Below are 8495 nucleotides of genomic sequence, written 5' to 3' on the forward strand. Positions count from 1 at the left end.
TTTTTGTATCGAGCCGAGGGAGAAATGTAAGAAATGAATGATTTAGGGGAAAAGGTACGGCTTCTTAGAGAGGAGAAAGGGCTTAGTCGTCCAGTCTTTTGTGGGGATGAGTCTGAATTATCCGTCCGTCAGTTGGTCCGCATCGAGAAAGGAGAATTTCGTCCTACGATAAAAACGCTAGAATACATTGCAGATAGGCTAGACATCCCATCCTATGTCTTGATGCCAGACTATAAGGAATTGCCCAAGCGTTACCAAGAATTAAAATACTTTCTTCTTCGTCATCCTGACTATGGAGACAAAGAGTTGCAGGAACAAAAGGAAGAATATTTTGATGAGATTTTTGAGAGTTTTTATGATGATTTGCCACGTGATGAGAAAGTGCTAGTGGATTGTCTTCAAGCTATAGATGCAGTGAGAATGACTAGTAATTCCTTATATGGAAGCAGTGTGATTGAGGGCGGTCTTCAAGACTTACTATCCAGAGATGTATATAAAGTTGAGGACCTTTTGAAATTGAGACTGTATTTCAACTGTCAGTTAATGGATGGTTTAAATGTGGGTGAGATAAAAGAATCTGAGCATGAAACCATTCTTTGTTTTCATGACAAACTAAGTTCTCAGGTTGATAAGATAGAGTTCGATTGTTTGGACTTGCTTAGAGATTCCTTGTTAGCTTCTTTAGCTTGTATAGAAATTATGGGACTGTTTCATTATTTTAAGAGGGCAGTTGAAACGTTAAATAAAATAGGACAGAAAACACGAGATTTTCAAAAACAACCGATTGTCTTGATGGTGGAGTGGAAATATTATATTCAGACGGATTATGATACAGCCAAACAAAAGTATGAAGAAGCAAAAATGATGGCGAAGATGTTTGGCAATGAGCAGTTACTAATTAGTTTAGATAATGAATGGACCGAGGATCTAGAAAGATATCGTTGAAGGGTTTATAGGAGTGACATTTCTGTCATTGGGGGAATGTCGCTTTTTTGTTACAATGAATTCTAAAAAAAGACAACGGAATTCCTTGTTTCTTTTGAATCTGATTTTGTTAAATATAATTTATATTAGCATTGTTTATTTTAGTTTGTATCGGTACACGATAACACAAGTGATTAAAGGAGATTATAATGTCCATTTTATCCATTAAAAATATTTCAAAATTTTACGCTTTGGACGGCAAACATAAAGAGCAGGCTCTAAGAAATATTAACCTGCAGATTGCTGAAGGAAAAATTACGGCGATTTATGGTCCGTCAGGCTGTGGAAAAACCAGTCTATTGAATATCATCAGTGGTCTTGATAGAGAGTATGAGGGAGTTTTAGATTTTAAAGGGGAGTCTCTCAGAGAACTATCGGAGGTTGAATTAACTCAATTCCGCAAAGACAACATTGGGTTTGTCTTTCAAAACTTCAATCTCATTCCTCACCAGTCTGTTTTGGACAATGTTAAGTTGCCTCTCTATGTCAAAGATTTATCCGATAAAGAAATGACAAGGATAGCTCAAGAGCAACTAGTCAGTTTAGGAATGGAACCTTTTATGGCTAAAAATGTCAAGCAACTTTCTGGAGGACAAAAGCAACGTGTAGCCATTGCGCGTGCTCTGGTCAATCAACCGGATATGATTGTAGCTGATGAACCAACAGGGTCGCTGGATTCTCAATCCCAAGAAATGGTATTAGAAGTATTTAAAAGTTTGGCCAAATCTGGGAAAACAGTACTGATTGTGACTCATAACCCAGAAGTAGCTGAATATGCAGATGTAATTATCAAAATGAAGGATGGTGAAGTCGTTGAAGAAGTCAAAAAATAAAGGATTGTCCTTTAAAAACAAATTCAAACTTTCTTTAAGTAATTTTATGGAAAGAAAGTGGCGTAACTTGTTGATTGCAGTAGCAACCTCGATTGGTTTTGTAGGCGTGTTGATTTCTTTTGGTCTAGGAAATGCCTTGATTTCGATGATTGATGAAAATACCAATGGTGGCAAGCTCCCTTCCCAAGTTCAGATTGCACTGAATTCCAGCGTTGCTGGCAGAGGTTTTCTGAACCAAGAAGATAAGAACTATATCACAGATACGATTGGGAAAGAAAATATTAAATATCTAGAGAGTCCTTTTGGTATGACCATGTCAAAGATTAGCATAGACGGACACGAAGTGGATTTTAGCCAAGCCCTGCCTTCTTATGCTCAAGTCGTGAGTTTATATGAAGATACAAGTATTTCTGTTAGTAGCAATGAAAAAGAAAAAGTGCTAGCAGGCTCTCTTTATACGGATGTTAACGAGCAGGGATTAACGATTCCGATGAGTTTGCTCAAAAATTGGAATGAACAAACAGGGAAGAATCTGACAGCTAGTGATGTTATTGGCAAACCAGTATCGGCAACCATTGTAGAAAATGCTGCTGAAGGTAGCAAGTTGGCAGGTTTTCAAACTCATATTGTGCGTGTAATCAATGATGAAGATGATGCAGAAGATAGTAATAGTTTTATGGCTTCCAAGCAGATGGAAACAATTTTAAAAGAAGCTGAATTCACAAAGGCTGTATCCTATTTTATTTTAGAACTTAAAGACCCATCTCGTACGAAAACAGTAACAGAAGAATTGCAGAAAAATAAGAAGTATACAGTTCTTTCTCAACAGGCTGTTCTTGATATTGTGATTACCTTTATTCGTGTCATCCAAGGACTACTGATTGTGCTTTCTTCACAAGCGATTGTGGTGGCAGCAGTTATGATAGGCATTATCATTTATATCAATATCATGCAACGTTCAAAGGAAATTGGTGTCATGAAAGCAGTCGGCTATCAAAATAGAGATGTGAAAGGAATTTTTATCTATGAGGCACTGTGGATTGTTATGATTGCCTTGTTTATAGCATTTGTGATTGCGCAAGGTTTAGGAAGTATAGCGAATGTTACTGTTCATCATTTCTATCCATCTATCTCTAAAGTTTTTGAATTGAACTTCCTCTCTATTTTTAGCACACTAGTTTTTGCCGTACTACTTGGGTATATTTCAGCTTACTTTCCGGCCCGTAAGATTAGTAAAATGGATCCAGTAGAATCTCTACGCTATGAATAAGTGTAAAAAGAAACTAACATAGAAAATCAAGGCCAGCGCTTGCAATTTAGCCTAAATAGTTATATAATAAGAACGTTGAAAGGTGATTTGTAGTGATTCAAGTTACTCTTTTCACAATAAAATTTTCATGATTTTCATAAGGAGGAAATCACTAATGGTAGTTAAAGTTGGTATTAACGGTTTCGGTCGTATCGGACGTCTTGCTTTCCGTCGTATCCAAAACGTAGAAGGTGTTGAAGTTACTCGCATCAACGACCTTACAGATCCAGTTATGCTTGCACACTTGTTGAAATACGACACAACTCAAGGTCGTTTCGACGGTACTGTGGAAGTTAAAGAAGGTGGATTCGAAGTTAACGGTAAATTCGTTAAAGTTTCTGCTGAACGTGATCCAGAACAAATCGACTGGGCTAACGATGGTGTAGAAATCGTTCTTGAAGCAACTGGTTTCTTTGCTAAGAAAGAAGCTGCTGAAAAACACTTGCACCCAGGTGGAGCTAAGAAAGTTGTTATCACTGCTCCTGGTGGAAATGACGTTAAAACAGTTGTATTTAACACTAACCACGATGTTCTTGACGGAACTGAAACAGTTATCTCAGGTGCTTCATGTACTACAAACTGCTTGGCTCCAATGGCTAAAGCTCTTCAAGATAACTTTGGTGTTGTAGAAGGATTGATGACTACTATCCACGCTTACACTGGTGACCAAATGATCCTTGACGGACCACACCGTGGTGGTGACCTTCGTCGTGCTCGCGCTGGTGCTGCAAACATCGTTCCTAACTCAACTGGTGCTGCTAAAGCTATCGGTCTTGTAATCCCAGAATTGAACGGTAAACTTGACGGATCTGCACAACGCGTTCCAACTCCAACTGGATCAGTTACTGAATTGGTTGCAGTTCTTGAAAAGAACGTTACTGTTGATGAAGTGAACGCAGCTATGAAAGCAGCTTCAAACGAATCATACGGTTACACAGAAGATCCAATCGTATCTTCAGATATCGTAGGTATGTCTTACGGTTCATTGTTTGACGCAACTCAAACTAAAGTTCTTGACGTTGACGGTAAACAATTGGTTAAAGTTGTATCATGGTACGACAACGAAATGTCTTACACTGCACAACTTGTACGTACTCTTGAATACTTCGCAAAAATTGCTAAATAATTTCTGAGTCGATAAAAGCAAGGCCAACTGGTCTTGCTTTTTTGTATATAGGATAAAATGAGGCTGGGACAAAAGTCCTAGCCTCTCAATTGTCTTTGGATTGTCGAGCAAGACGCAGTGGTTGAGTGGGCTCTACTACGCTGATTTCATCAGCTTTTACAGCCCTACTCAACTGTGCGGAGGTGGGACGACGAAATCGAATTCTAACGAATTACCGATTTCTGTCCCACTCCCGTTTTGTTTTATTTCTCTTTCAAATGAATCTGATAGAGCAGTAAAGCTTAATTGTTTTAAAGTCAGAGGGTGGATAAAGGACAGTTTATATGCGTGAAGCATTAGTCTGCTAGTTTTAGAGCTTGAATTATAGAGGGGGTCTCCGACGATTGGATGGTTGTGGTGTGATAGATGCACTCGGATCTGATGAGTTCGTCCCGTTTTCAATCTACAGCGAACGAGACTGGTTTTGTTTTGAAATAACTTCAATCGAGTTACATGGGTTTCAGCGTATTGTCCATTTTTAGAGTCAACGATCCGTTTCCTGCGATCATGTCGATTTCGACCGATTTTATCTCGAAAGATAAGTTCTTTAGTCTCTATTTCCCCATCTACCAATGCCCAATATTCTCGAGAAATCTCTTTCTTTTCTAATAATCGATTAAGGATAGGAAGTATGAATGGATTCTTAGCAAACAGTACGAGACCACTTGTCTCCTTATCCAAGCGATGGACAACATAGCAGGTTTGCCCGACATAGGCGGAGACATGATTAAGAAGCGCGATTTCTTCTGGTTGGTTTCCATGTGTTTTCATACCTTCGGGTTTATTGACGATAATTAGATGTTGGTCTTGATAGACTTCCTCGACCAGTTTGGGATTTCCCCAGACAATTTCTTTTGTAGGATAATCTTCCTCATCGAAAATCAGTTGACACTCATCTCCAGTCTTGATCATTTGATGCCAATGGACTTCTTTTTGATTAACGAGAATGTGTTTCTTGATTCTCAAAAAGTGTCTGATTTTTCGAGGAATTAATAGCTGTTCTTCTAGGAAAAATTTGACGGTCATTTCAGGTAGAGAATCTGGGATTATAAAGGTAATTTTCATACAGATATTGTAACAAAAAATGGTGTATTTGGACAGGGTAACCAGCAAAATTCTTGTCTTCCTATGGGGAAGATGATAAAATATACGCATGAAATTAGATACATTATTTGAAAAATTTCTTTCCTTATTTAAGAAAGAATCTGAAATTGAAGAAACAGAGATTAATGAAGTTGACTATGAAGAAAATGAGTCAAGTAATTTAAGACGTTCAAGAGGGGGGCGGAAGAAGTCCAGTACAGTTGGCCCTGTTAGAAAATTTTGGCGTCGCTATCACTTGACCAAAATTTTTCTGATTCTAGGACTTAGTGCCAGCTTGTTTGTCGGAGTCTATCTATTTGCTTTGGCAAAATCAACAAATGTTACCGACCTACAAAATGCCCTGAAAACTCGGACCTTGATTTTTGATAGGGAGGAAAAAGAAGCGGGTGCTCTGTCAGGACAAAAAGGGACCTATGTTGAGCTTGCTGATATTAGTGAAGATTTACAAAATGCAGTCATTGCTACAGAAGATAGAAGTTTCTATAAGAACGATGGTATTAATTACGCCCGTTTCTTCCTAGCAATAGTAACGGGCGGACGCTCAGGTGGTGGCTCCACAATTACCCAACAATTAGCGAAGAATGCCTATCTTTCTCAAGACCAGACTGTTCAGAGAAAGGCAAAAGAATTCTTTTTAGCTTTGGAGTTAACAAAAAAATATAGTAAGAAAGAGATTCTGACCATGTACTTGAACAATGCCTACTTCGGAAATGGAGTTTGGGGTGTTGAAGATGCAAGTAAAAAATATTTTGGGGTTTCAGCTTCTCAACTGACACTTGATGAAGCCGCAACCTTGGCAGGGATGCTCAAAGGACCGGAATTATATAACCCTATCAATTCTATTGAGGATTCTACTAATCGTAGGGATACCGTCTTACAGAACATGGTGGCTGCTGGTTATATTGATAAGAACAAAGAAGCGGAAGCCTTGGGTATTGATATGGCATCTCAGCTTCAAGATGCTTATGAAGGGAAAGTTTCAGACTACCGATATCCATCCTATTTTGATGCAGTTGTTAATGAAGCAATTGAAAAGTATAATCTAACTGAAGAAGAAATTGTGAACAACGGCTATCGTATATATACGGAACTAGATCAAAATTACCAAGCTAATATGCAGGTCATTTATGAAAACACTTCTCTATTCCCAACAGCAGAAGATGGAACTCATGCTGAGTCGGGTAGTGTTGCTCTAGAGCCAAAAACAGGAGGAGTTCGTGGAGTTGTTGGTCGTGTAGCAGGGGATGATAAAGCTGGTTTCCGAAATTTCAACTATGCAACTCAATCAAAAAGAAGTCCAGGTTCAACTATTAAGCCCTTAGTTGTCTACACACCAGCAGTCGAAGCTGGTTGGGCTCTTAATAAAGAGTTGGATAATCATACCATGGAGTATGGCGATTACAAGGTAGATAATTACGCAGGAATCAAAACATCTCCTGAAGTTCCAATGTACCAAGCTTTAGCCGAATCATTAAATCTTCCTGCTGTAGCAACAGTTAAGAAACTTGGTATTGATAAGGCTTTTGAATCAGGCGAGAAATTCGGACTAAACTTGACGAATGTAGACCGTGTCTTAGGTGTTGCTCTGGGGGGTGGTGTAGAAACAAATCCGCTCCAGATGGCACAGGCTTATGCAGCATTTGCAAACGAAGGTTTGATGCCTGAAGCACATTTCATTACACGTATTGAAAATGCAAGTGGTCAAGTCATTGCTACTCATAAGAATTCTCATAAACGAGTGATAGATAAATCCGTAGCGGATAAAATGACTAGCATGATGCTAGGGACCTTTACAAATGGTACAGGGATAAGTTCATCACCAGATGGTTATGTTATGGCCGGGAAAACAGGTACAACAGAAGCAGCCTTTAACCCAGTGTATACGAGTGACCAGTGGGTTATCGGCTATACGCCAGATGTAGTCATTAGTCACTGGCTTGGTTTCCCGACAACCGATGAAAATCATTATCTAGCGGGATCAACATCAAATGGCGCCGCTCATATTTTTAAAAGTATGGCAGAAACAATTCTTCCTTATACACCGGGAAGTACTTTTACAGTTGAAAATGCCTATAAAATAAATGGGATTGCTCCTAAAAATGTTCCAAATCAGTCTGTTGACAATGGTGGAGGGCAGTCAAATGACTCTATAAATGATATCCAAAGTAGAGCTAAGAACCTTATTGATGAAGCGGAACGAGCAATTTCTGATGCTAAAATTAAAGAAAAAGCCAAAACAATCTGGGATACAATCGTAGATTTATTCCAATAAACTTCGAATGACAAGAATCATTTCTTGTCATTTTTTGTATCCTGAAAAGACTGAAAAATAATCTAAAAGGAATGTTAAAATTTCCCAAGTATAAGTTTAGACAAGTATACAAGCAAAATAAAAAATAAAGAAATCTGGAGAGCTTAACAGTGATATACTGGATAAGGAAAAGGAGGGTAATGATGTTAGAAAAATATTACCATGAAGTGAAAGCCATCGTGCATAAGTGTCGAAAAGAGTACTATCTACATCTATGGGAAAAAGAAGATTGGGATCAAGAGGGAATGATTTGCCTGAACGAATTATTAGAAAGTTACCCGGAATTCACCGAAAAAAGAGATAAACAATTCTACACCTATTTCAAAACAAAGTTCCGAAACCGAATTTTAGATGCAGTCCGAAAGCAAGAAAGTCATAAAAGAAGATTAGATCGACAAGCATATGAAGAGGTCGGAGAAATTAGCCACCGATTAGGAGAAGGAGGACTTCTGTTAGATGAGTCATACGCTTTACAAGAAGTACTTAAAGAATATCGAGCAGGATTAGGAAAAGAAAAATTGGAGTTATTTGAACGATTGTTAGCTGATGAGCGATTCAAAGGAAGAAAAGCAATGTTGAAAGAACTAAAGCATGTGCTAAGAGATTTTTCTCCAAAAAGATAAAAAATTATCTTAAGTTCTTGACAAGATAAAAAAAGTGTATATAATAGAAAGAGTTGAAAAGCTCGAGGTCCGTTGGTCAAGGGGTTAAGACACCGCCTTTTCACGGCGGTAACACGGGTTCGAATCCCGTACGGACTATGAGTGTATCGCGGTTGATGGAAATAGG

The 8495-nt window shown here is 38.4% G+C and carries 7 protein-coding genes and 1 tRNA gene; 7 read left to right on the forward strand and 1 reads right to left on the reverse strand.

Translation table 11 applies throughout. The annotated features are described in order from the left end of the window. Positions 1-33: 33 nt before the first annotated feature. The 4 genes from NGI26_RS08835 to gap all read left to right on the forward strand — a co-directional run bounded on the left by NGI26_RS08835 (position 34) and on the right by gap (position 4252). Complete coding sequence (locus NGI26_RS08835) at positions 34-945, forward strand: helix-turn-helix domain-containing protein (protein WP_251938805.1); 912 nt, start codon at positions 34-36, stop codon at positions 943-945. Positions 946-1133: 188 nt separating this feature from the next. Beyond that, positions 1134-1817, forward strand: a complete 684-nt coding sequence (locus NGI26_RS08840; protein ID WP_251938807.1) for an ABC transporter ATP-binding protein — start codon at positions 1134-1136, stop codon at positions 1815-1817. After that, the gene (locus NGI26_RS08845) at positions 1786-3087 is read left to right on the forward strand and encodes an ABC transporter permease (protein WP_251938808.1); all 1302 of its coding nucleotides are present in this window, start codon (positions 1786-1788) and stop codon (positions 3085-3087) included. The genes NGI26_RS08840 and NGI26_RS08845 overlap by 32 nt, the downstream gene beginning before the upstream one ends. A gap of 154 nt (positions 3088-3241) precedes the next feature. Next, positions 3242-4252 carry a type I glyceraldehyde-3-phosphate dehydrogenase gene (gene gap / locus NGI26_RS08850; RefSeq protein ID WP_006151032.1) on the forward strand — a complete coding sequence of 337 codons (1011 nt, stop codon included), beginning with the start codon at positions 3242-3244 and terminating at the stop codon, positions 4250-4252. A 168-nt stretch (positions 4253-4420) separates the two neighbouring features. On the opposite strand, the gene NGI26_RS08855 is transcribed toward gap, so the two are convergent. Continuing rightward, on the reverse strand, positions 4421-5356 hold the full coding sequence (locus NGI26_RS08855; protein ID WP_353505228.1) for an RluA family pseudouridine synthase: 936 nt from the start codon (positions 5354-5356) through the stop codon (positions 4421-4423). Positions 5357-5444: 88 nt separating this feature from the next. Between NGI26_RS08855 and pbp2a the strand changes: the two genes are divergently transcribed. The 3 genes from pbp2a (at position 5445) to NGI26_RS08870 (ending at position 8467) form a co-directional block, all read left to right on the forward strand. Continuing rightward, positions 5445-7667, forward strand: coding sequence for a penicillin-binding protein PBP2A (gene pbp2a, locus NGI26_RS08860; protein ID WP_251938809.1), 2223 nt, complete (start codon positions 5445-5447; stop codon positions 7665-7667). Between the two features lie 179 nt (positions 7668-7846). Continuing rightward, on the forward strand, positions 7847-8329 hold the full coding sequence (locus NGI26_RS08865) for a sigma factor (RefSeq protein WP_251938811.1): 483 nt from the start codon (positions 7847-7849) through the stop codon (positions 8327-8329). Between the two features lie 66 nt (positions 8330-8395). After that, a tRNA-Glu gene (locus tag NGI26_RS08870) sits at positions 8396-8467 on the forward strand. Positions 8468-8495: the final 28 nt, after the last annotated feature.

It is taken from the genome of Streptococcus sp. Marseille-Q0941 (assembly GCF_943736975.1).
In the GTDB taxonomy this organism is placed as follows: domain Bacteria; phylum Bacillota; class Bacilli; order Lactobacillales; family Streptococcaceae; genus Streptococcus.

Excerpts from the sequence above, each read along its gene's own strand:
- NGI26_RS08840 (WP_251938807.1), top strand. The coding sequence starts at position 1,134 with ATGTCCATTTTATCCATTAAAAATATTTCAAAATTTTACGCTTTGGAC.
- gap (WP_006151032.1), top strand. The coding sequence starts at position 3,242 with ATGGTAGTTAAAGTTGGTATTAACGGTTTCGGTCGTATCGGACGTCTT.
- NGI26_RS08835 (WP_251938805.1), top strand. The coding sequence starts at position 34 with ATGAATGATTTAGGGGAAAAGGTACGGCTTCTTAGAGAGGAGAAAGGG.
- NGI26_RS08865 (WP_251938811.1), top strand. The coding sequence starts at position 7,847 with ATGATGTTAGAAAAATATTACCATGAAGTGAAAGCCATCGTGCATAAG.
- pbp2a (WP_251938809.1), top strand. The coding sequence starts at position 5,445 with ATGAAATTAGATACATTATTTGAAAAATTTCTTTCCTTATTTAAGAAA.
- NGI26_RS08845 (WP_251938808.1), top strand. The coding sequence starts at position 1,786 with ATGGTGAAGTCGTTGAAGAAGTCAAAAAATAAAGGATTGTCCTTTAAA.
- NGI26_RS08855 (WP_353505228.1), bottom strand. The coding sequence starts at position 5,356 with ATGAAAATTACCTTTATAATCCCAGATTCTCTACCTGAAATGACCGTC.